This window comes from Nonomuraea sp. NPDC050383 (genome assembly GCF_044459125.1).
Taxonomy (GTDB): Bacteria; Actinomycetota; Actinomycetes; order Streptosporangiales; family Streptosporangiaceae; genus Nonomuraea.
This window is the reverse complement of sequence record NZ_JBITIP010000002.1, coordinates 717,580-738,411: the sequence shown is the minus strand read 5'-3', so window position 1 is coordinate 738,411 and position 20,832 is coordinate 717,580. Positions and strand designations below refer to the sequence as shown.

17 protein-coding genes are annotated in these 20,832 nt (G+C 74.5%); 6 read left to right on the top strand and 11 right to left on the bottom strand.

Features of this window, described 5'->3' with window-relative positions:
• Positions 1-16 precede the first annotated feature (16 nt).
• Positions 17-1,156, top strand: a complete 1,140-nt coding sequence (locus ACIBG4_RS08065) for an ROK family transcriptional regulator (RefSeq protein WP_397201199.1) — start codon at positions 17-19, stop codon at positions 1,154-1,156.
• On the opposite strand, the gene ACIBG4_RS08060 is transcribed toward ACIBG4_RS08065, so the two are convergent.
• From ACIBG4_RS08060 to ACIBG4_RS08040, 5 genes are all read right to left on the bottom strand, one after another.
• A complete protein-coding gene (locus ACIBG4_RS08060) occupies positions 1,153-3,198 on the bottom strand; it encodes a methyltransferase domain-containing protein (protein ID WP_397201198.1) in 2,046 nt (681 codons plus the stop codon). The genes ACIBG4_RS08065 and ACIBG4_RS08060 overlap by 4 nt on opposite strands.
• 60 nt (positions 3,199-3,258) lie before the next feature.
• Complete coding sequence (locus ACIBG4_RS08055) at positions 3,259-4,263, bottom strand: enolase C-terminal domain-like protein (protein WP_310716176.1); 1,005 nt, start codon at positions 4,261-4,263, stop codon at positions 3,259-3,261.
• Positions 4,264-4,273: 10 nt separating this feature from the next.
• The gene (locus ACIBG4_RS08050) at positions 4,274-5,692 is read right to left on the bottom strand and encodes an MFS transporter (protein WP_397201197.1); all 1,419 of its coding nucleotides are present in this window, start codon (positions 5,690-5,692) and stop codon (positions 4,274-4,276) included.
• A 62-nt stretch (positions 5,693-5,754) separates the two neighbouring features.
• Positions 5,755-6,834 carry a hypothetical protein gene (locus ACIBG4_RS08045; RefSeq protein WP_397201196.1) on the bottom strand — a complete coding sequence of 360 codons (1,080 nt, stop codon included), beginning with the start codon at positions 6,832-6,834 and terminating at the stop codon, positions 5,755-5,757.
• Positions 6,835-6,938: 104 nt separating this feature from the next.
• Positions 6,939-7,685: a TetR/AcrR family transcriptional regulator C-terminal domain-containing protein gene (locus ACIBG4_RS08040; protein WP_397201195.1), complete on the bottom strand. Its 747-nt coding sequence runs from the start codon at positions 7,683-7,685 to the stop codon at positions 6,939-6,941.
• Positions 7,686-7,785: 100 nt separating this feature from the next.
• Here ACIBG4_RS08040 and ACIBG4_RS08035 point away from each other — a divergent pair, with 100 nt between their 5' ends.
• A complete protein-coding gene (locus ACIBG4_RS08035; protein ID WP_397201194.1) occupies positions 7,786-9,231 on the top strand; it encodes a DHA2 family efflux MFS transporter permease subunit in 1,446 nt (481 codons plus the stop codon).
• Between the two features lie 57 nt (positions 9,232-9,288).
• On the opposite strand, the gene ACIBG4_RS08030 is transcribed toward ACIBG4_RS08035, so the two are convergent.
• Genes ACIBG4_RS08030 through ACIBG4_RS08010 form a run of 5 tightly spaced genes read right to left on the bottom strand, consistent with a single transcriptional unit; the run spans position 9,289 to position 17,240 of the window.
• Complete coding sequence (locus tag ACIBG4_RS08030; protein WP_310716189.1) at positions 9,289-10,410, bottom strand: VWA domain-containing protein; 1,122 nt, start codon at positions 10,408-10,410, stop codon at positions 9,289-9,291.
• Positions 10,403-13,093, bottom strand: a complete 2,691-nt coding sequence (locus tag ACIBG4_RS08025) for a DUF5682 family protein (RefSeq protein ID WP_397201193.1) — start codon at positions 13,091-13,093, stop codon at positions 10,403-10,405. Before ACIBG4_RS08025 ends, ACIBG4_RS08030 begins: the two co-directional genes overlap by 8 nt.
• Positions 13,094-13,144: 51 nt before the next feature.
• Positions 13,145-14,221, bottom strand: a complete 1,077-nt coding sequence (locus ACIBG4_RS08020; protein WP_397201247.1) for an AAA family ATPase — start codon at positions 14,219-14,221, stop codon at positions 13,145-13,147.
• Between the two features lie 47 nt (positions 14,222-14,268).
• On the bottom strand, positions 14,269-15,705 hold the full coding sequence (locus ACIBG4_RS08015) for a DUF5691 domain-containing protein (protein ID WP_397201192.1): 1,437 nt from the start codon (positions 15,703-15,705) through the stop codon (positions 14,269-14,271).
• Positions 15,702-17,240, bottom strand: coding sequence for an SWIM zinc finger family protein (locus tag ACIBG4_RS08010; protein ID WP_397201191.1), 1,539 nt, complete (start codon positions 17,238-17,240; stop codon positions 15,702-15,704). Before ACIBG4_RS08010 ends, ACIBG4_RS08015 begins: the two co-directional genes overlap by 4 nt.
• An 81-nt stretch (positions 17,241-17,321) precedes the next feature.
• On the opposite strand from ACIBG4_RS08010, the gene ACIBG4_RS08005 reads away from it, so the two are divergent.
• A complete protein-coding gene (locus ACIBG4_RS08005) occupies positions 17,322-17,870 on the top strand; it encodes a cupin domain-containing protein (protein ID WP_397201189.1) in 549 nt (182 codons plus the stop codon).
• Positions 17,871-17,958: 88 nt separating this feature from the next.
• Positions 17,959-18,966 (top strand): non-homologous end-joining DNA ligase, encoded by a 1,008-nt coding sequence (gene ligD, locus ACIBG4_RS08000; RefSeq protein WP_397201188.1) that lies wholly within the window; start codon positions 17,959-17,961, stop codon positions 18,964-18,966.
• Positions 18,967-18,992: 26 nt separating this feature from the next.
• Here the strand turns inward: ligD and ACIBG4_RS07995 are convergent, their stop codons facing one another.
• On the bottom strand, positions 18,993-19,445 hold the full coding sequence (locus tag ACIBG4_RS07995) for an Lrp/AsnC family transcriptional regulator (RefSeq protein WP_397201187.1): 453 nt from the start codon (positions 19,443-19,445) through the stop codon (positions 18,993-18,995).
• 106 nt (positions 19,446-19,551) lie between these two features.
• Here ACIBG4_RS07995 and ACIBG4_RS07990 point away from each other — a divergent pair, with 106 nt between their 5' ends.
• Entirely contained in the window at positions 19,552-20,406 is an 855-nt protein-coding gene (locus tag ACIBG4_RS07990; protein WP_397201186.1) for an LLM class flavin-dependent oxidoreductase, read from the top strand.
• Positions 20,403-20,828, top strand: coding sequence for a nucleoside deaminase (locus ACIBG4_RS07985; protein ID WP_310716203.1), 426 nt, complete (start codon positions 20,403-20,405; stop codon positions 20,826-20,828). Before ACIBG4_RS07990 ends, ACIBG4_RS07985 begins: the two co-directional genes overlap by 4 nt.
• The last annotated feature ends 4 nt before the right edge of the window (positions 20,829-20,832 follow it).

Genomic DNA, 20,832 nt, shown 5'->3' with positions numbered 1-20,832 from the left:
ATGGTATGCATCTCCCATGAAGCAGCGGCTGCCCGTGCAGGGGGCACAGGGGGACCTGTTACGGCTCGTCGCCACCGGCGGCGCCGAGTCGCGCGCCGACCTGGCCCGCCTGTCGGGGCTGGCCGCGTCGAGCGTGTCGCTGCGCGTCGAGGAGCTCATCGAGGCCGGACTGCTGGTCGAGGAGGGCTCCGGCACCTCGCGCGGCGGCCGGAGACCGCGCCGCCTGTGCCTGTCGCCGACGGCCGGCGTGCTCGCGGTCGCCGACCTCGGCGCCCACCACGCCCGGCTCGGGCTGCTCGACCTCAGCGGCGCGCCGCTGGTCGTCGAGGAGGTCCCGTGCGAGATCGCCGAGGGCCCCGAGGCGACGCTCGACCTGCTGTCGGACGCCTTCGACCGGCTGCTGGCCGAGCGCGTGCCGCCGTCGGTGCCGCTGCGCGGCGTCGGCACCGGGGTGCCGGGCCCCGTCGACCCCGCGACGTTACGCGTGGTGACGCCGTCGCGCATGCCCGGCTGGAACGACTTCCCCGTCGCCGACCACCTGCGCGCCCGCTACGACCTGCCCGTCCTGGTGGAGAACGACGCCAACCTCATGGCCGCCGGCGAGGCCCGCTCCTGGCCCGGCTGCGACAACCTCATGGTGCTCAAGGTGGGCACCGGCATCGGCTGCGGCGTGATCGTCAACGGCCGCCTGCACCGCGGCCGGGGCGCGGCGGGCGACATCAGCCACGTGCGGGTCAGCTCCGACTCGTCGGTGATCTGCGCCTGCGGCCACCCCGACTGCCTGGAGGCGTACGCCAGCGGCGCCGCCCTCAGCGCGGCGCTGGCCGACGCGGGCGTCGAGGTGAAGCACACCTCCGGCATCGTCGACCTGGTCAACGACGCCGTGCCCGAGGCCACCAGCATGGTGCGCAACGCGGGCCGCCGCATCGGCGAGGTCCTCACCGTGCTCGTGAACTTCTTCAACCCGGACGTGGTGGTCGTCGGCGGCAGCCTCTCGGCGGCCGAGCCGCTCATCACCTCGATCCGGGCCGCGGTGTACGAGCGGTGCCTGCCGCTGGCCACGCGCGACCTGGAGATCGCGCCGGCGCGGGCCGGGCGGGACGCCGCGCTGCTGGGCGCCGGGTCCCTGCTGCTGGACGCCGCCGTGGCCTCCTAGATCGCGAGTTTGTGGAAGGTCGCCCGCCAGCGGCGGCGGCCGGGCTCGCGCAGGTCCTCGATCTCGCCGACCGCCAGGCCGCCGGTCGCGAACGCGGTGATCTCCGCCCGGGTCAGCGGCCACGGGGGCGGGAACACCGGGTCGCCCTCGTCGCGGCCCGAGGCGATCACCAGCAGCGTGCCGCCGGGCCGTACGAAGGAGGCGACCCGCGCGATGGCCTGCTCGTGCAGCGGCTCGGGCAGCGCCTGCACGGTCATGACCTCCACGACCAGGTCGAACGCGCCGCGCCACTCGGCGGGCGGGTCGAGCAGGTCGGCGGCGCGGAAGGCGACGGCCGTGCCGGGGAAGCGCTCGCGGGCCAGGCGCACCGCAGACTCGCTGACGTCGAACGCCGTGGTGTCGTAGCCGAGCCCGGTCAGGTGCTCGGCGTCGTCGCCCAGCCCGGCGCCCACGACCAGCGCCCTGGGCGCGGGGTCGCCGCTCTCGGGCTTCCGCCCGTCCGTCCAGCCGACGAGCAGCGGGTGCGGGCCGCCGGAGTCCCACGGGACGACGGCCTCCCCGGCGGCGGACCCGGCGTACAGGCGCTCGAACCAGCCGGTGGCGTCGCCCCCGGCCAGCGACTCGGCGGCCAGCCGGCGCGCGTCCTCGTCGGGGTCCTTGGCCGACATGTCACCTCCCGCGATCTCCGCGGCCAGTTCTACCACGTCCACCACGTCACCCCCGGGGCCGGTCAGCACGCGCTGGCGCCAGTGGTCGGCGTGGGTGTACCCCTGGCGGCGCAGGCCGTCCTGGAGGACGGGGAGCAGGACGCAGACGGCGCGGGACGGGTGGGGGCACACGGTCTTGACGTGCCACCAGTCCAGCTCCCTGGCCCTTCCCTCCTGGGCGAGCCGTACGAGGTCGGTGACCGTGTGGGAGTCGCCGAGCAGGGCGCGGGCGGCGGCGCGGAGCCGGTCGAGCTGGTCCTCGTGGTAGAAGAGCCATTGGTCGTCGGTGATGTCGGCCAGCGAGTGCGCTGTGGGGCGCAGGCCGCGTTCGTTCAGGTAGTGGCGCATCAGGACCCGGCCGAGTCGGCGATCCGTCTCCTCGGGCACCTCGGTCAGCGCCGGCTCGGCGACGGGATCCACGGCCCGGCCCGGCTTCCAGCCGATCTCCTCCACCAGCCTCAGCTCGTGCTCGTCGAGCTCCTCGACCGTGTACGCGTCGCATCCCGGGGCGATCTTCGTCAGCAGGTCGTCCTCGGTGAGCAGCCGCTGGAAGGAGCGGTAGACGTCGGTGAAGAAGGTGGGGGTGGGGGTGCGGAGGACGTAACGCTGGAGGTGCCAGACGAAGGCCTGACCGATCAGGTTCTCCCGCCGTATCGCGCGCTCCAGGACCTCGGCGCCGCCGACCAGCTCCGCGGTGGACTTCCAGAGGTCGTGGCGCATCCTGTAGGCGTGGGAGCGCAGCCAGGGCCGCCACGGTGACGGCTCGCCCCGCGCCGCGCTCCCGACGTCGTCGGAGTTGAGGGCCAGCAGGCGGATCGCGTGCCTCGGCACCGTGCGGGACAGAAGGAGCTCCCGCGTGAGGATCACCCGCAGTTCCTCCCTGGTCAGACCCAGGAGCAACGGCACACCCAGCATGACCTCGCCCCGGAGGCGGCCGCGCCACACCATCACCTTCGCCCAGGCGTTCAGCCGCACCACCGGGAACGGCCTGTCCCAGCCCGCCAGCTCCGCGGCCTCCGCCACCAGGACACGCAGCCCGGCCGGGTCATCCATCGGCAGGCGCGGGTTGCGCCAGCGATACCGCGTCGGCCGGTAGTGGACGGCGAACGCCAGCACCAGGGCACCGACCACCACGAACATGGCCACCTCGGCGGCCACGGGCAGGCCGAACCCGTCGAGCTGGAAGAAGCCCCATGTCGCCCCCGCGCTCACCGCCGCCGTCAGGGCGACGCCCAGCGCGTACCTGGACCAGGACGCCGACGGGTAGGACGGCCGTCCCCACATCAGCCACAACGACTGGACCCGCCACCACGTGAGCCCCGGAACGTCCTCCACGCCCACCCCTCCCTCGCCACCCGTCGGCGATCAAGGTAGGGCGGGCGGGTCACGGCGGGGTCACGCCAGGAAGTGGTCCTTCGACAGGCGGCGGACGCGGGGCTCGTCGATGGTGTGGCCGAGGCCCGGCTGGGTGAGCGGGACCGCGACGACGCCCCCGTTGGCCCCGACGATGGGCGTGACGATCTGGTTGCTGCGCGGCGGCTGGGTGACGTCGCACGGCAGCGTGCAGCCCGGCAGGCTGGCCAGCGCGACCGTGGCGGCCCGCGCCAGGCCGGCGCCCTGGCCGCCCGCGCACTGGATGTCCCAGCCGGCCGCCGCGGCGCGGTCGTGCGCGCGCCGGGCCTCGGTGAGGGACGGGAACGCCGTGGGCCGCAGCAGCAGCACGCGGGCCGCGCGCAGCGTGAGGAAGTCGTCCAGCTCGGCCGACGAGCGGACCTCCACGGCGACCGACGCGGCCACCTGGTCCTGCAGCGAGGCGTGGGCGTTGACGTCGCCCACCGCGAACGGCCGCTCGATGACCTCGATGCCGTAGGAGTCGAGCGCGACGAGCTGGCCTTCCTCGGTGTAGGCTCCCGCGCCGTCGACGGCGAGCGTCAGCGCAGGGTACGCCTGCCGTACCGCCCGGACCGGCTCGACGTCCCAGCCGGGGCGGATGTCCAGCGTGACGTGCCCGTACCCGGCGCAGACCTGCTGGTTGACGCGGGCGACGAGGTTCTCGACCGAAGTGTCGGGCGACAGCCGGACGGTGGCCATCAGCGAGGTACGGGTGCCGCCCACCGCGTGGGCGAGCGGGACGCCGCGCATCCGGGTCCACAGGTCCCAGCAGGCCATGTCCACCGCCGGGTCGCTGCCGGGCAGGGCGTCGGGGTGCTCCCAGTCGACGCCGATCAGCAGGGCGCCGAGCGTCTCCTCCAGCCGGGAGAACGTCTTCCCTCCCGGGGCGAGGGCCTCCCCCCACCCGGTCATGCCGGCGTAGTCGGTGAGCTTGACGAGCAGGCTCTCGGACCGCCTGCCGACCGGCAGAACGATCCGGAAGACCTCCAGCTCCCGCACTCGCGGCATGTGCCCCCCTTTATGACGCGGTCCCCTCCATAGTGCCTGCCTTCGCGGACTGGGCAAAACGGGGAGCCACCACGACCGCCAGGACGGCGAGGGTGAAGGTGAACGCCAGACCCACGAGGTACGACTCGCCGGTGGCGGTGAACAGCGCTCCGGCGCCGGCCACGGCCACGACGGTGAAGACGGATTCGCCGACGCCCACGGCGGCGGTGTTGCCGCCCTCCTCGCCCGGCCGGGACATCTCCAGCACCATGACCGAGACCGTCGGGTGCAGCATGCCGATGCCGAGGCCGGAGATCGCCATGGCGACGTGGGCCACGGCGAGCGGCGCGGCATCGACGAGCACAAGGGACACGAGCGCGATGCCGACGGCGATGAGGGCCGCGCCGCCGCGGACCGCGGCCACGTTGCCGATGACGCCGCGGCCCTTGATCCAGGAGCCGGTGGACCAGCCGAGGGCGCCGATCGTGAGCACGATGCCGGCGCCGGTCGGGGACACGCCGCGTTCGCTGCTCAGCATGAGGGGGATGAGCACCTGGGTCGCCATGAGGGCGCCGTAGGCGAGGCCGCGCAGCACGGGGGCGCTGGGCAGGCCGCGGGCGGCGCGCAGGGAGCCAGGCAGCAGGAGCCTGGGCAGACTGACGGCGAGCAGGACGACGCCGGCCGCGACGAGGGGCAGCCCGGCCAGTTCGAGCGCGCTGCCGTACTGGATGAGGGCGGCGGCGACGGCCGTCAGCGTGGCCCACACGAGCTTGCCGCCGAGGCGCGGGGCGGGAGCGGCCGGCTCGGTCGCGGACCGGCCGCCGTCCGCCGGTGCGGCGTCCGCCGGTGCGCCGAGGCGGCGGCCCGCGATGCCGCGCCACAGCAGCAGCGCGGCGGGGACCACGATCAGCGACACACCGATGAAGATCCACCGCCAGTCGGCGTTCTCCACGACGAGCCCCGCGATCGCGGGCCCCACCATGGACGGCACCACCCACGCGGCCGAGAACAGCGAGAACACCTTCGGGTGCATCGCCGGCGGGTAGACCCGCGCCACGAGCACGTACAGCGACACCTGGACCAGTCCGGCCCCGAGTCCCTGCACGAACCGGCCGGCGACCAGCACCTCCATCGTCGGCGCCAGCCCGGCGATCAGCAGGCCGGCCACGAAGCTGACCACTCCGGCCGTCAGCGGCGCGACGGGGCCGCGCAGGTCGCTCCACCGCCCGCCGAGCACGGTCGCGATCACGCTGGCCGCCAGGGTGGCGCTGAACGCCAGGTTGTACAGGGACATGCCGCCCAGCTCGCGCGCCACGACGGGCATGGCCGTGGCCACCGCCATCGCCTCGAACGCCACCAGCATGATCAGGGCCACCAGGCCGACGCTGACCGCCCGGTAGCTGGGGGACACCACGCCGGCGGGGGCCGGAGCTTCAAGAGTCGTTGTCATATCCGGAACGTTAGGGTTCCGGACGCCGGGGCACATCGGGCGCGGGTCCTAGGCAATTGGGCCTAAGGACGTACGACGGCTCTCCCGGGACCTCCGGCCACCGGAGCGGGCGGCGGGGCGCAGGCGGGGCGGGTGCGGGCGGCGTACGAGCGGGCGGACAGGAGCAGACCGTAACCCAGGCCGGCGAACGCGAGCCCGCCGAACAGGATCATCCAGGTCAGCCCCGCGCGGGTGAACCCGTCCGGTGACGCGGCCGAGGGCAGCACGCCGAGGGCGCGCAGCGACGCGTACACCACCAGCAGCGAGCCGTACGCCGCCAGCCCCGTCCCGACCGCCCAGGCCGGGACGAGCGGCAGCGTCCGCGGCACCCGCTGCCCGGCCACCAGCGGCGTCCACCGGGGGAAGACCGTTCCCCAGCGGTGCAGCAGGCCGAGCGTCAGCACGACGGCGAGCAGCGCGGCGAGCACGGTGACGTCGACGCCCACCGAAGCGAGCGCCCGGGCCGCGCCGGACGCGCCCGCGTTCGCGGCGTGCCACCTCTCGGCCGTGACGCCGAGCGCGTCCCCGCCCAGGGTCCAGATCGTCTTCACCCCGGCCCACGGCAGGACGCCGCACAGCAGCAGGGCGGCCGCCGTCCGGGTGCGGCGGGTCGCGGTGGACGGGCCGGGGTGGGTGAGAGGGCCGCCGCCGGCGTGAGGATGGGCCCGGCCGCAGCGGGCGCACCTGCCCCGCAGGCGGCGCAGACCGGTCGTCAGGCCGTGCGCCAGGACGGCGGCGCCGGCGGCGTCGAGCAGCACGCAGGCCAGGCCGGTGGCGCTCTCCACGCCCGCACCGGACAGCAGCGTGACCAGGTGCACCGGCAGGCTGAGCGCCCCGGCGGCGAACACGGGCAGCGCCGCCGCGAGTACGGCCGTCGCCGCCACCCTGGCGCGGTGGCGGAGCGGGCGGGTCACGGCCGCGCAGGCGACGGCGGCCACGAGGGCGAACGCGGCGAGCAGGAACTGCGCGGCCGGCGGGTAGGCGACCTCGGGGGTCAGCGGCACGGTCGTGCCGGTGACCGCCCAGGCGCTCTGGACCGCCGCGTACAGGAGGCCCCACGCCACGGCGGCGCGGGGCACGGGGGCCGGGGGTCGGGGTGTCACGGAGGCTCCTCGGGGACGGGTGCGGCGGCGTCCACGATCACACACGCGTACGTCCCGGCCCGCGTCACCTCGCGAGGGGAGCCCGCTCCCCCACCCGGGGGAGATCACCGCGGCATGCGCGCCGCCAGCCCGTCGAAGATCAGATCCAGCCCGTACCGGAAGCGCGTCTCGCCGTCGTCCTCCACCAGCGCCTTCGCGTGCTCGCTCAGGTGCGGGTACCGCTCCGGCGGCAGCGACCCGAAGTACTCCTCGATGTGCGACACGTACGTGTGGAAGAACTCCTCCAGGCTCGACGCCCCCACCGCCTTCATCCGGGAGAAGTGCAGCGACCCCTCGAAGGCGTCCGCGCAGACGTAGAGGACGATCCGGTCGAAGGCCAGCGAGGCGTCGCGCGGCGACATGCCGGCGTCGATGAGCAGCCCGAACATGTACTCGGCGACCCGCATCGCGTTCGGCCCGGTGGGGACGCCGGCCAGCGCCGCCCGGGCCACGTCGGCGTGGGCGAGGATGACGCGGTGCATCTCCAGCGCGCACCGGCGCAGCAGGGGCTGCCAGCGGGCGGGGTCGTACTCCGGCAGCACGACCTCGCCGAGCACCCGGTCGTAGATCAGCTCCAGCAGCTCCTCCTTGGCCGCCACGTGCGCGTACAGCGAGGCGGGGCCGGTGCCGAGCTCCTGCGCCACCCGCCGCATGCTGAGCGCGTCGAGCCCCTCCGAGTCGAGGATGCGCAGCCCGGTCTCCACGATCAGCTCCCGGCTGAGCTGGAGTCTCGGCTGCGGCTGCTTGCGGGCCTTGCGCCAGGGCGGCACAGGGACGTCGGGGCCGTCATCGTCGCTGTTCCGGCTTCGCATGACGAACACTGTACTTGACACGAACACTGTTCGCCCATAGAACAGTGCTCGTTGACGAACGGTGTTCGTAGATCCGAACGGTGTTAGAAGGAGTCCCCCCATGACCGTCACCACCTCGGAGGCCACCACCGGCTTCCAGCCGCACCGCTGGCGCTGGCCCGCCCTCGCCGTCATCCTGGCCGCCGAGGTCATGGACATGCTCGACGCCCTCATCACCACCATCGCCGCCCCCACCATCCGCCAGGACCTCGGCGGCGAGGAGAGCCTCGTGCAGTGGCTCGGCGCCGCCTACACGCTGGCCATGGCCATCGGCCTGATCACCGGCGGGCGGCTCGGGGACTTGGTGGGCCGCAGGAGGATGTTCCTGATCGGCGCCGCCGGGTTCACGGTCATGTCGCTGATGTGCGGCCTGTCGACGAGTCCCGAGCTGCTCATCGCGGGCCGGGCGTTGCAGGGCCTGTTCGGGGCGGTGATGCTGCCGCAGGGGCTCGGCATGATCAAGGAGATGTTCCCGCCGGAGGAGCTGGGCAAGGCGTTCGGCGCGTTCGGGCCCGTGATGACGATCTCGTCGGTGGGCGGGCCCATCCTGGGCGGATGGCTGGTCGACGCGGACCTGTTCGGCGCGGGCTGGCGCATGATCTTCCTGATCAACCTGCCTCTCGGGCTGGCCGCGGTGGTGGCCGGGATGAGGTACCTGCCGGAGATCCGGCTCACCAGCGCCACCAGGCTGGACCTCGTGGGCGTGCTGCTCGTGTCCGTGGCCGCGTTCCTGCTGATCTACCCGCTCATCCAGGGCCCCGAGCTGGACTGGCCGGCCTGGACCTTCGTCTCGATGGCGGGCTCCGCCGTGATGTTCGCCGTCTTCGGCGTGTTCGAGTCGCGCCGGGCCAGGAGCGGCAAGGACCCGCTGGTCACGCCGAGCCTGTTCCGCAAGCGGGCCTTCAGCGGCGGGCTGGCCGCCGGGCTGGCGTTCTTCTCCGGGATCATGGGCTTCGCCCTCGTCCTGACCCTCTTCACCCAGGTCGGCCTCCACTACGGCCCGCTCAAGGCCGGGCTCACCGCCCTGCCGCAGGCGCTCGGCGCGGTGGCCGGCTTCGGCCTGGCCATGTCGGGGCTGCAGGAGCGGCTCGGCCGGGGCCTGCTGCAGATCGGCGCCGTCGTCATGGCCGCCGGAGCCGCCGTGCTGGCCGTGACCGTGCACCTCACCGGCCTGGACCTCTCGCCGTGGCAGCTCGCCCCCGGCCTCGCCGTCGCCGGCGTCGGGATGGGCATGGTCATGGCGCCGTTCTTCGACATCGTGCTCGCCGGCGTGGACAACCACGAGTCCGGCTCCGCCTCGGGCACGCTGACGGCCGTGCAGCAGCTCGGGGGCGCGCTCGGCACCGCCGTCCTGGGCACGTTCTTCTTCCACCTGCTCAAGAGCCAGTGGGGCTTCGGGCCGGCGATGGAGGCCACGGTGTGGGCCGAGGTGGGCCTGCTCGGGCTCACGCTGGCGCTGTCGTTCCTCCTCCCGCGCCGCGCCCTCCCCGGCGGGCCGGGCCACTGACGCCCGCCCGTCCGGGGACAGGGCCCTTCCCGGCGCCTGCTGGTTTCGACATCAGGCTCAGGACGTGTGGCTCTCCACCCAGTGGCCCAGGTCACGGCCCTCCAGCGCGGCCGCCATCAGCTCGGGGAACGCGTCGGGCGTGCACGCGAAGGCGGGCACACCCAGCGCCGCGAGGGCGGCGGCGCTGTCGTGGTCGTACGACGGCGCCCCCTCGTCCGACAGCGCCAGCAGGACGACCACCTGCACGCCGGCCTGGCTCATCGCGGCGACCCGGCGCAGCATCTCGTCCCGGGCACCGCCCTCGTACAGGTCGCTGACCAGCACGAAGATCGAGCCGGCCGGCCGGGTGATGAGCCCCTGGGCGTACGCCACGGCCCGGTTGATGTCGGTGCCGCCGCCGAGCTGCGTGCCGAACAGCAGCTCCACCGGGTCGTCCAGCCGGTCCGTCAGATCGACCACGGCGGTGTCGAACACGACCAGCGACGTCCGCAGTGACCGCATCGACGCCAGCACCGCCCCGAACACGCTCGCGTACACCACCGAGGCCGCCATCGAGCCGCTCTGGTCGACGCAGAGCACCACCTCACGCCGCACCGCCCGCTGCCGCCGGGCGTGTCCCACCAGCCGCGACGGCACGACTGTGCGGTGCTCGGGCAGGTAGTGGGAGAGGTTCGCTCGGATCGTCCGGTCCCAGTCGATGTCGGCGGCCCGGCGCGGCCGGTAGGTCCGGGCGGAGCGGTCGAGCGCGCCGGTGACGGCCGCCTTGGTCTTCCGGGCCAGCCTGCGTTCGAGCTCTCCCACCACCTTGCGGACCACGGCGCGGGCCGACTCGCGCGCCCGGTCGGGCATGATCCGGTTCAGCGCGAGGAGTGTGCCGACCAGGTGCACGTCGGGCTCGACGGCCTCCAGCATCTCGGGTTCGAGGAGGAGCCGGGTGAGGTCCAGCCGCTCGATGGCGTCCCTCTGCATCACCTGGACCACCGTGGAGGGGAAGTACGTCCGGATGTCGCCCAGCCAGCGGGCGACACGCGGCGCGGAGGCGCCGAGGCCGCCGTCGCGCTCGTACACGGCGGCCAGCGCGGTGTCCATCGCCGCGTCGGCCCCCTCCAGCGCCACGCCGGTGCCGTCAGCTCCCCCACCACCCAGAACCATGCGCCACCTGCGCATCCGCTCATCCATGCCCGCTCCCGCTCCCGACACGACTTCCTCCGGTACCGCCGCCTCCAGCTCCTCCGGTGCCGCCTCCTCCAGTGCCGCCTCCTCCGGTGCCGTCTCTGCCGAGATCGGTGCCGTCTCTGCCGAGATCGGTGCCGCCTCTGTCGAGGTCGCCTCGTCCGGCGACGCTTCGCCCGATGATCGCCAGCACGGTGGCGACCGCAGGCGCCGCCCGCCGCTCGTCCACGTCCCGCTCCGTCCGCCGCTCATGCCGCCCGGCGGACCGGACCCGCTCCCCGATCGCCCGTCTCTCCGGTACGGCGAAGCCACCGAACGTGCGGCGCAGCAACGGCAGCACGCCGGTGAACTGGTCGCCGGACAGCCCGGTCAGCCACCCGTCCACGAGCTCCAGCAGCCGGGCGTCGTGCACCAGCAGCAGCCCACCACCCGCCAGGAACCCCTCGACCCACGCGGCCGCCCTGGCCGGCGGGTGCCCGCTCGACATCGCCCTGGACATCCGCTCGGCGGCGTCGTCCAGCTCACCGGCGTCGAGCAGGATACGGGTGAGCCGGCCCTCGATCAGCCCGTGCAGGCCGGGCCGCTCGCTCAGACTCCGCAACGTCCGCAACCAGCGCCCCCGCACACCTGGCGCCCCTGCGTCACCGCTGCCGCCACCCGAGGCCGCGCCGCCCGGTGGTGCGGCCGGGGCTTCGAGGAGGGCGACCACCGCATGCACCGCGTCGATGTGGCCGAGCAGCGCGGCCGCCGCCTCGTCGTCCAGTCCCGTCACCGCCGCCGGCAGCCCGACGCGTACCCGGTCCAGCATCGACCGGACGATGACCGCCAGCCCCTCGGCCGGAGTGCCCCGCACGTCGCCGTAGCGGTGCGCGCGGGCCATCGCCGGCAGGGCCGCCATCAGGCGGGTGACGTCGGTGTCGAGAGCGGCCCTGGCGGAGAGGGCGGCCAGCACCTCCGGCAGCGCGTCCGGCAACTCGGCCAGCAGGCACCGCTCCACCAGATCCGCCAGATCGGCCAACGACACCGCCACCCCGGAACCGGCCCCGGAACCGGAGCCGGAGCCGGAGCCGGAGCCCGGTCGTGAGCCGGACCCAGGTCCCGAGCCACCCCCGGACGCCGACCCGCCCCCCGCAGACGCGCCCCCCGGAGACGCGCCGCCGCCCGAAGCCAGGTCACGGGCACGCTGTGTGGCCGCCTCCGCCACCGTGACACCGAGCGCGGCGCTCTCGATCAGCGTGACGTCGAACTCGGGCCGCCACCGCAGTCTCCACGTCTCCTTGAACGTCCCCTTCCCCCGCGACTCCCCCGGCGTGCCCCAGCCGACGCCGAGCAGCCGCAGCCGGTGCAGCAGGTGGCTGCGTTCGAGGTCGAGGGGCTTGCGCAGGTCGAGGGTCACGTCCCGGTCGATCGCCTCGGGCTTGAACCGCAGCCGCCGCTGCTGGTCACGCAGGTCGCGCTGAAGGGGCACCATGGGCGTGCGGTCGGTGACATGGCCGAGGCGGTCCCCCACGACCATGCGCCGCTGGATCAGCTCGACGGCCGGCTCGTCGCCCTCGCACAACACGGCCCGGACGGCCTCGGTGACCTCGCCGAGTCCGGCCAGGGGGCGTCCGCGCAGCGTGGCGAGGCCGTGGGCGAGCCGCGTCGCCTCGATGACGTGCGCGGACGACACCGGAAGGCCCTCGTCACGGAGCACCCCGGCCGCCGCGGCCAGCCACCGCTCGACGGGCCGGTCGGGCGCGGCGAACAGGTGGTCGTACCAGCCCGGCGACCCGATGCCCGCGCCGTAGCCGCTCCACCAGGCCAGCCGCCCGTACGTCCACGGCACCCACGTCAGCTCGACCTTCGCCTTGGGCAGGCCACGCAGCAGCGCGTCGTCGGCCTTCACCGGCGGCAGCGGCCCGGTCAGGGCCGGGACGTGCCAGGCGCCGCAGACGACGGCGATCCGCTGGTGCCCTTCCTTGAGCGCGGCCCGGAGGATCCTGCGCATGTACGCCTCGCGGCGGGCTTCCCGCTGGTCGGGGACGTGCCCCTCGCGGACGGCGGCCATCGCCTCGGCGATCGCCTCGAACGGGGTGTCGCCGCGATGCTCGACGACGTCCTCCCACCAGCGCTCCGGATCGTCGTACCCGGCGGCGAGGGCGAGCGTCGCGATGGGATCCACCCGCAGCTCCACGGGCGTGGCGCCGGCGTCCCCCGGCACGTCCGCGACCTCACCGCCACCCGCCCCCGCGCCGGCACCGGAACCCCCGCCCGCGCCAGGGACCGGACCTGCGTCATGGGCCGGCCCTGTGCCGGGAGCCAAACCTGGGCCAGGGGCCGAACCTGGGCCAGGGGCCGGACCGACGCCGACGGCCGGGACCGTGCCGGGAGCCGGGCCGACGAGCGAGTGCGCGGCCGGGAGGTCGCAGAAGCGTACGGGAACGCCGTGTGCCGTGCCGTACAGGATGGCCTGCCACTCGGGCGAGAACCGCGCGAACGGCCAGAACGCCGCGCTCGACGGCGCGCCCGGGACATGCGCCAGCAACGCCACCGGCGGCTCCAGCTCCGGGGCCAGGGCCACGAGCGGGTCGGCCTCCGGCGGCCCCTCGACGAGGATCACGTCGGGCCGCAGCCGCCGCAGCTTCTCTCGCACGGCCTTCGCCGACCCGGGCCCGTGGTGGCGCACCCCCAGGACCGAGACAGTCATCGCATCTCCTCGAACGTGGAGCCCCCGCGCCGTCGGACGCGGGAGCGGCGGTCAGGAGACGTCACGGCAGGCACGGTAGAAGTCCTGCCAGCCCGGCCGCTCGCGGACGACCGTCTCCAGGTACTCGCGCCACACCACCCGGTCCGACACCGGCTCCTGCACCACGGCCCCCACCATCCCCGCCGCCACGTCGGCCGGCCGCAGCACCCCGTCGCCGAAGTGCGCGGCCAGCGCGATGCCGCTGGTGAGCACCGAGATGGCCTCGGCCGTGGACAGGGTTGCACTGGGCGACTTGACCCTGGTGCGGCCGTCCTCGGTGACACCCGCACGCAGCTCCCTGAACACCGTCACCACGCGCCGGATCTCCTCCAGCCCCGTCGAGGTGCCCGGCAGCTCCAGTGACCTGCCGAGCTGGTCGACCCGCCGCGAGACGATGTCGACCTCCTCCTCGGCGGTGGCCGGGACGGGCAGCACGACCGTGTTGAAGCGGCGGCGCAACGCGCTGGACAGGTCGTCGACGCCCTTGTCGCGGTCGTTGGCGGTGGCGATGAGGTTGAACCCGCGCCTTGCCTGCACCTCGCGCCCCAGCTCGGGGATGGGCAACGTCTTCTCCGACAGCGCGGTGATGAGGGCGTCCTGCACGTCGGACGGCATGCGGGTGAGCTCCTCGACCCGGACCACGCGGCCCTCGGCCATGGCCCGCATCACCGGCGACGGGGTCAGCGCCTCGATCGACGGGCCCTCGGCCAGCAGCCTCGCGTAGTTCCAGCCGTAACGAACGGCCTCCTCGGCGGTGCCGGCCGTGCCCTGGACGAGCAGCGTGGAGTCGCCGCTGACGGCGGCGGCCAGGTGCTCCGACAGCCAGGTCTTGGCCGTGCCGGGCACGCCGAGCAGCAGCAGCGCGCGGTCGGTGGCGAGCGTGGCGACGGCCACCTCCACGATGCGGCGGGCTCCCACGTACTTGGGCGTGATGCGGTCGCCGTCGCCGAGGACGTAGGTGGTGACCGCCCACGGAGACAGCTTCCAGCCGGGCGGGCGGGGCCGGTCGTCCTCCTTGGCGAGCAGGTGCAGCTCCTCGGCGTACTGGTCCTCCGCGTGAGGGCGCAGAACGCCTGCGTCGTTCGGCACGCCCGCGTCGCCGCCCGTGCGGGCTCCGCTCACCGGGCTGAGGTCGTTCACGAAAGCTCCTCCATCATGTCGGCGCGGAACCGCAGCATGGCGGCCACCTGCTGCACCGCCGGCTCGGTCGAGTAACGCGCGGCCAGCTCGGCCAGCGCGGGCGCGACCCGCTCGCCGGCCAGCTTGACGAGCTCGCCGAGGTTCCAGGGCTGGGTGCCGGCCACCTTGACGATCTTCGCGAGTACGGCCGTGGCCAGCTCCTCGCGCCAGTCCGGCGACACGCCGCCCAACACCATGATCAACTGGCTGTCCAGATCATGCTCGCGGACGAACGCGGCGGCGAGCACCTGCTGCTCGCCGGGCGGCAGCACGGTCAGCAGGTCGGCGATCGGGTCCCAGGCGAACATCGCCCGCGCCCACGCCGGATCATGCTGCAGCAGGGCGGCCCGGACCCAGGCGGTCTTCACCTCGGCGTCCCAGTCGGGGATCCGCAGGGCCAGCAGCGGCGCCGGATCGGGACCCCAGATCTCCAGCGGCGCGCGGGCGATGACCTGCTGCAACCACCAGGCCCGCTCACCGATGCCCCGGGGCGGCTTGACCTTGACGCCGTCGCGCTCCATCGCCCGGTCGCACTCCTTCGGAGGCTCCACGCGCATCACGCCTCCGGCGATGGTGAAGCAGGCACGGGCCCGCCCGGCCATCCGCCGGGACAGCGCGGAGCCGGGCAGCCGGGCCAGCAGGTTCGCGGCCTGCTGGCGGACCTCGCGGCGCCGGTCGTCGAGCACCCGTTCAAGGAACGGCTCGTCCCCGATGGACAGCTCCTCGGCCAGCACGGTCACGAACTCCGCCCGGTCGTCCGGCGTCTCGCTCTCCCACGTGCTCTCCAGCAGCCGCCGCGCGGCCCCGGGATCGTCCGCCCTGAGCCGCCGCACGTACGCGCGGCGGTCGGCGGGGCTTCCCAGCTCCCACGTCTCGCCGGTCGGCTCCTCCAACAGGTAGGCCCAGGCCGGGTTGAGCCCGGCCAGCCACCGGCCGCGCCGCCCGGCGAGCACGCCGAGGTGCGCGCGGATGGAGCGGTCGCGGCGGCCGCGTTCGAGCAGCTCCGGCAGCACGTACGGGGGCACCCGGCGTCCGGTCGCCGCCGCGGCGGCCAGCCACTCGGGCAGCAGCCGCTCGTACTCGCCCCCGAGAATCCGCACCAGCCGCCCGGCCGCCACCCCGCCGACGGCCGCCTGCTCCTCCCGCGGCGCCACGCGCCCGTCCCCGGATACCTCCTGCCGAGGGGGGAGGTGATCCGCGCCGGTGCCAGGGGTGGTCTCGTCCGAGGGGACGAGATCGGGGCCCGCGCCCGAGGTCTGCTCGCTCGCGAGGGCGAGGCGGCGCCCGGCGCGCCGCCGGGCGACCTCCACGGCGGCGTCCGCCAGCAGATCCCCCTGGTACGGCCTGCGGTGGGTGCCCACCAGGGCCGTGGAGGCGAGGTCGTCCCAGCTCACAGGATCACCACCGTCCCGTCGTCAGCCCAGGTCGTCAGGGGGCGCAGCCCGTACGGGGTCCACTCGGCGGCGACCGTGACGGGGTGGCCTCCGGAGACGGCCATCAGCCGCCACGGGTCGTACGCGCTCCGGTGCAACGGGAATCCGCCGAGACGGGTACGCCCGGGAACGACCCCGGCCAGGACGAGGGGCCAGGAGTCGGTCCAGGGGTCGGCGGCGAGGGCGGTGGCCACCTCGTCCATCGCCTCCTCCGGCGTCACCCCGGGCGGCGCGCCCATGAGCGCCGCGGGCCCTGTCGTGGCGGGCACGGTCGCCGTCGCCCGCATGGTCGTCGCAGGCGCGGGCGGTGCGGGCGCGGCCGGTGCGGGCGGTGCAGGCGGGGGTGCGGGCAGAGGTGCAGGTGCCGGTGGGGGTGCAGGTGCAGGTGCGGCGTGCCGGGTGGTCAGGAGGGCACGGAGCGGGGCGGCGCCCGGGTAGAAGACCAGGTCGGCGTGCACGGTGGTGCCCGTGACCAGCGAGGCGTCCAGGGCGTGGCCCTGCGGGGCGAACGACAACACCAGCGCGGGCCGGCCCGTGGCGCGGCCCCGCAGCCACAGCCGGCGGGACGTCAGCCGTTCCTGCACCTCGTCGCGCTGCCCCAGGACGTCCCAGCTGTCCCGAACGGTCGGGCCGGCCAGCACCTCCTCGCGCGTCATCTGGAACCCGACCCGCGACAGCACCGTCTGCACCAGCGGGGCCGGCAGGTGGGCGCGGCGGCGGTAGGCCACGGCCAGCAGATCGATCAGGGCGTACTCCTCCAGCAGCCGCTCCGGCCAGTCGTCCGCCGCGCGGGCCGCCCGCAGGCGGGACACGGTGCCCGCCATCCCCGGCGCCTGAGCGTCCACGAGCCGCTTGGCCAGGTCGTCCCAGTCGCCGTCGCCGGCCGCGGCCAGGCCCTGGCGGATCTGGTCGGCCAGCCAGCGCTCCAGCTCGGCGAGCCCGGCGGTGACGCGGGCATGCCGGGCGGACTCCGCCGTGCCACGCCCGCCTCCCCGGCCCGCGGCAGCCTCCACCCCTCGCAGCGTCTCCCCCGGTCCCGCGGCCTCCCCCGATCCACCCGCCTCCCCCGGTCCCGCGGCCTCCCCCCGTCCCACCGCCTCCTCCGGTCCCGCCACCGAACCTGGTCCCGCCACCGGCGCGACGTCCGGGGTGGGGCGAGTGGCGCGGTCGGCGAGCCAGTCGGCGGCCCACCCCGGCGCGGCTCCGGCGGCGGGCACCTCGCCGGCCGCCCAGAGCAGCAGCAGCCCGAGCGCGTGCTTGCACGGGAACTTCCGGCTCGGACAGCCGCACCGGTAGGCGGGCTCCGCGAGGTCGACACACGTCCGGTACGGCTTCGCCCCGCTCCCCGCGCACTCGCCGAACACCACGGCGGCACCGTCCGTGACGACCCCGAGGAGCGGCCACGCGGCAGCCTTCGCCACACCCTGGGCGGCCTTGCGGGACGGCGCGTCGGGGGCGAGGGCGAGCACCTGGTCGCGGCTCCACCGTTCGATCACCTAGGGCACACTAGCCACTCGGACCGACATTTCCAGCCCCGCCTGACAACGCCGTCAGGAGCGAGATCATAGACTCGCCCCGTGGAGCTGACGATCTATCCCGACGGCCCGTCGACCGAGGTGGCGGACGAGGCGGAGGCCCTGGCCAGCGGGCTGTCCGGGCAGCTCGTCCTGGACGGCACCCGGTTCCTGCGCCGCGACGTCCACGGGTCCCCCGTCCGGTTCGAGGAGCGCCCTCCCATCGCCAGCGCGCTCGACCTGCTGCCCCACCCCGAGGGCGGCTGGTTCCGCGAGACCTGGCGCTCGCCGGTGTCGTTCCGGCCGGACGGCTATCCCGGCCCGCGCGCCAGCGCCACGGGCATCTACTTCCTGCTCCACCCCGGCGAGCAGTCGGTCCCGCACCGCGTACGGTCCGACGAGGTGTGGCTGTGGCACCGGGGCGGGCCGCTCACGCTCACCGTCGGCGACGAGACGGTCGTGCTCGGCCCGCTGGTGGAGGAGGGACAGGTGCCGCAGGCCGTGGTCCCGGGAGGCGCCTGGCAGGCGGCGCGCCCCGCCGGCGACGAGGCCGTGCTGGTGAGCTGCGTGGTCTCGCCGGGCTTCGACTTCCAGGACTTCACGACCGACTGAACGAGGAAACGGGTGCTTTGTCGGGACTTGACCCGCCCTCTACTCCCACCGGACCGTAGCCGTCCCCCGCGCGGGAAGGCCATCCGTCATGGGGCGACTCCCCACGTACCGGCCGATGCTCGCCCAGCTCGGCCGCCTGCCGCCACCCGCGCAGCACGACCTGTGGTCGGCGGAGATGAAGTGGGACGGCGTGCGCGGCCTGGCGTACGTCGAGGCGGGGGCGCTGCGCCTCATGTCGCGCAACGGGCGCGATGTCACGCCGGCCTATCCGGAGCTGTACCCCATGGCCGGGGCGGTGGGCGGCCGCGACGTGGTGCTCGACGGCGAGATCGTGGCGTTCGACGACAGCGGCCTGCCCAGCTTCGGCGCGCTGGCGGCGCGGATGCACCAGCGGCGGCCCATGAGGATCGCCGAGCTGGTCAGGACCGTCCCCGTCACGTACATGATCTTCGATGTGCTGCACGTCGACGACCGCAGCGCCATCCGCCTGCCGTACGACGAGCGCCGGGAGCTGCTGGAGGGTCTGGTGCGGCCGGGGTTCCGGTGGCAGACGCCGGTGGCGTTCCTCGGCGACCCGCGGGCGGCGCTGGACGCCAGTCACCGCCTCGGCCTGGAGGGCGTGGTCGTCAAGCGGCGCGACTCGCCGTACCGTCCGGGCGGGCGGGGCCCGGAGTGGACGAAGGTGAAGAACTTCTCCCATCTGGAAGTGGTCATCGGCGGGTGGAAGCCGGGCGCGGGGCGGCGTGCCGGCGGGATCGGGTCGCTGCTGCTCGGCGCGTACGACCCGGGCGGGCGGCTGATGTACGTGGGGCACGTCGGGACCGGGTTCACCGACGCCATGCTGGTCGCGCTGCGTGAGGACCTGACGCCGCTGGAGCGGCCCTCGTCACCGTTCGGGCAGCCGGTGCCGCGCGAGTACGCCCGCGACGCCCGCTGGGTGGAGCCGCGGCTGGTCGGCGAGGTGCGGTACGCGGACGTGACCGGCGACGGGCGGCTGCGTCACCCCTCGTGGCGCGGCCTGCGCCCGGACCGCTCGCCGGAGGAGGTGCGGACGGACGGCCTCGCCGCCGCGCGGGAGCGGGGCGCCGCGAGCTGATCCCGGGGAGCGACGAGGAGGAGCGTTCAGGTGGAGGGCGCGGCGGGGGCCCGGTAGGCCAGGGTCTGGCTGTAGACGACGTTGGTCGTGGTGCTCCCGAACTGTGCGAGCTCGTCCACGATGCGCTCCAGGTGGCCCATGGAGACGGCCGCCACCTTGAGCGTGTAGCAGTCGTCCCCGGTGGTGCGCAGGCATTCGAGGATCTCCCGGCGCTCGCCGAGCAGCCGGTGCAGCGGCTCGTGCCGGTTGCCCGGGTACTTGAGCCGGACCATCGCCAGCACCGCGAAGCCCACCTTGGCCAGGTCGATCTCGGCCCGGTAGCCCGTGATGACGCCCGCCGCCTCCAGCCGCCGTACCCGCTCGGTGGTGGCCGAGGCGCTGAGGTTGACGCGCCGGGCCAGCTCGGTCAGAGGGACGCGGCCGTCCCGCTGGAGCTCGGCGATGATCGCCCAGTCGGTGGGATCGACATTCTCTGCCATGGGTCCAAACTACCGGGAGATCCACGGCCGTCCAGCCCTCATAGCGTGAGGATTGCCTTCCGGATCGGCTGTGAGGGTGGATAGCGTTGGACGGGTGCGGATAGGTGTGAATGTTCCGAATTTCGGCCCCGGGACCGACCCCGGCACGCTGCGCCGGTGGGCGCGGACCGTCGAGGGCCTTGGCTTCGACCTGCTGATGGTCTCCGACCACGTCGTGGTGACGCCCGACGTGGCCGAGCAGTACCCGGCGCCGTTCTACGAGCCGTTCACCACGTTGTCGTGGCTGGCCGGCGTCACGGACCGGATCGGGCTGGGCACGACCGTGCTCATCGTCCCGTACCGTCATCCGCTGCTGGTGGCCCGCATGGCCGCCAACCTGCAGCAGCTCAGCGGCGGACGGCTGGTGCTGGGCGTGGGCGTCGGGTGGGCCCGGCAGGAGTTCGAGGCGCTGGGCGTGCCGTTCGAGCGGCGCGGCGCGCTGACCGAGGAGCACCTGCTGGCCATGCGCGCCGCGTGGGAGAACGAGGACGACTACCGCGCGGGACGCATCCCGCTGTGGGTGGGCGGCAACAGCGACGCCGGCATCCGCCGGGCCGCGCGGCTGGGCGACGCCTGGCACCCGCTGCGGCGCACGGTGCCGTGGATGCGGGAGGCGGCGGACCGGCTGGCCGCCGCGGCCGAGGAGCTGGGACGTCCCGTGCCGGCCATGGTCCCGCGCATCGTGCTGCGGCTGACCGACGCCCCGGTCACGGGCCCGGACCGGCTCGCCGGCGAGGGCACGCTCGACCAGGTCCTCGGCGACCTGGAGGAGCTGCGGCTGCTCGGCGTGGAGACGGTGGTGCTGGACCCGTTCGGCGAGGACCCGGCGGAGACGCTGTACCCCGAGGCGGCCTGGCGGGCGCTCGCCGCCGTGGCCGCCGCTCGTAAGATCAATCCCGATGTACGGACGGAGTCCCCATGACACACGACGACGAACGGTTCCTGCTGCGGGCCATCGAGCTGGCCGCCGAGGCCCGTGAGGGCGGCGACCCGCCGTTCGGCTCGCTGCTGGTGGGCCCGGACGGCGATGTGCTGGTCGAGGAGCGCAACTCGACGGTGACGGGCGGCGACATCACCGCCCATCCCGAGCTGAAGCTGGCGCGCTGGGCGGCCCGCGAGCTGACGCCCGAGGCGGCGGCGGCCACCACGATGTACACGAGCTGCCAGCCGTGCGGCATGTGCACGGGCGCGATCGAGCGCTCGTTCCTCGGCCGCGTCGTGTTCGCGCTGTCCACCGAGCAGCTCACCGGTCTGAAGCCGCCGGCCACGGCCGCCGGTCCCCGCCTGGAGGGACCCGCGCTCTACGAGAAGGCGCAGGTCCCGGTGCAGGGCTACTACGTCTGAGGCG

Coding starts and splice junctions, on each gene's coding strand:
- ACIBG4_RS08065 (WP_397201199.1), top strand. CDS start 17: ATGAAGCAGCGGCTGCCCGTGCAGGGGGCACAGGGGGACCTGTTACGG.
- ACIBG4_RS08055 (WP_310716176.1), bottom strand. CDS start 4,263: ATGCCGCGAGTGCGGGAGCTGGAGGTCTTCCGGATCGTTCTGCCGGTC.
- ACIBG4_RS08050 (WP_397201197.1), bottom strand. CDS start 5,692: ATGACAACGACTCTTGAAGCTCCGGCCCCCGCCGGCGTGGTGTCCCCC.
- ACIBG4_RS08040 (WP_397201195.1), bottom strand. CDS start 7,685: ATGCGAAGCCGGAACAGCGACGATGACGGCCCCGACGTCCCTGTGCCG.
- ACIBG4_RS08035 (WP_397201194.1), top strand. CDS start 7,786: ATGACCGTCACCACCTCGGAGGCCACCACCGGCTTCCAGCCGCACCGC.
- ACIBG4_RS08030 (WP_310716189.1), bottom strand. CDS start 10,410: ATGGATGAGCGGATGCGCAGGTGGCGCATGGTTCTGGGTGGTGGGGGA.
- ACIBG4_RS08025 (WP_397201193.1), bottom strand. CDS start 13,093: ATGACTGTCTCGGTCCTGGGGGTGCGCCACCACGGGCCCGGGTCGGCG.
- ligD (WP_397201188.1), top strand. CDS start 17,959: ATGGGGCGACTCCCCACGTACCGGCCGATGCTCGCCCAGCTCGGCCGC.
- ACIBG4_RS07995 (WP_397201187.1), bottom strand. CDS start 19,445: ATGGCAGAGAATGTCGATCCCACCGACTGGGCGATCATCGCCGAGCTC.
- ACIBG4_RS07985 (WP_310716203.1), top strand. CDS start 20,403: ATGACACACGACGACGAACGGTTCCTGCTGCGGGCCATCGAGCTGGCC.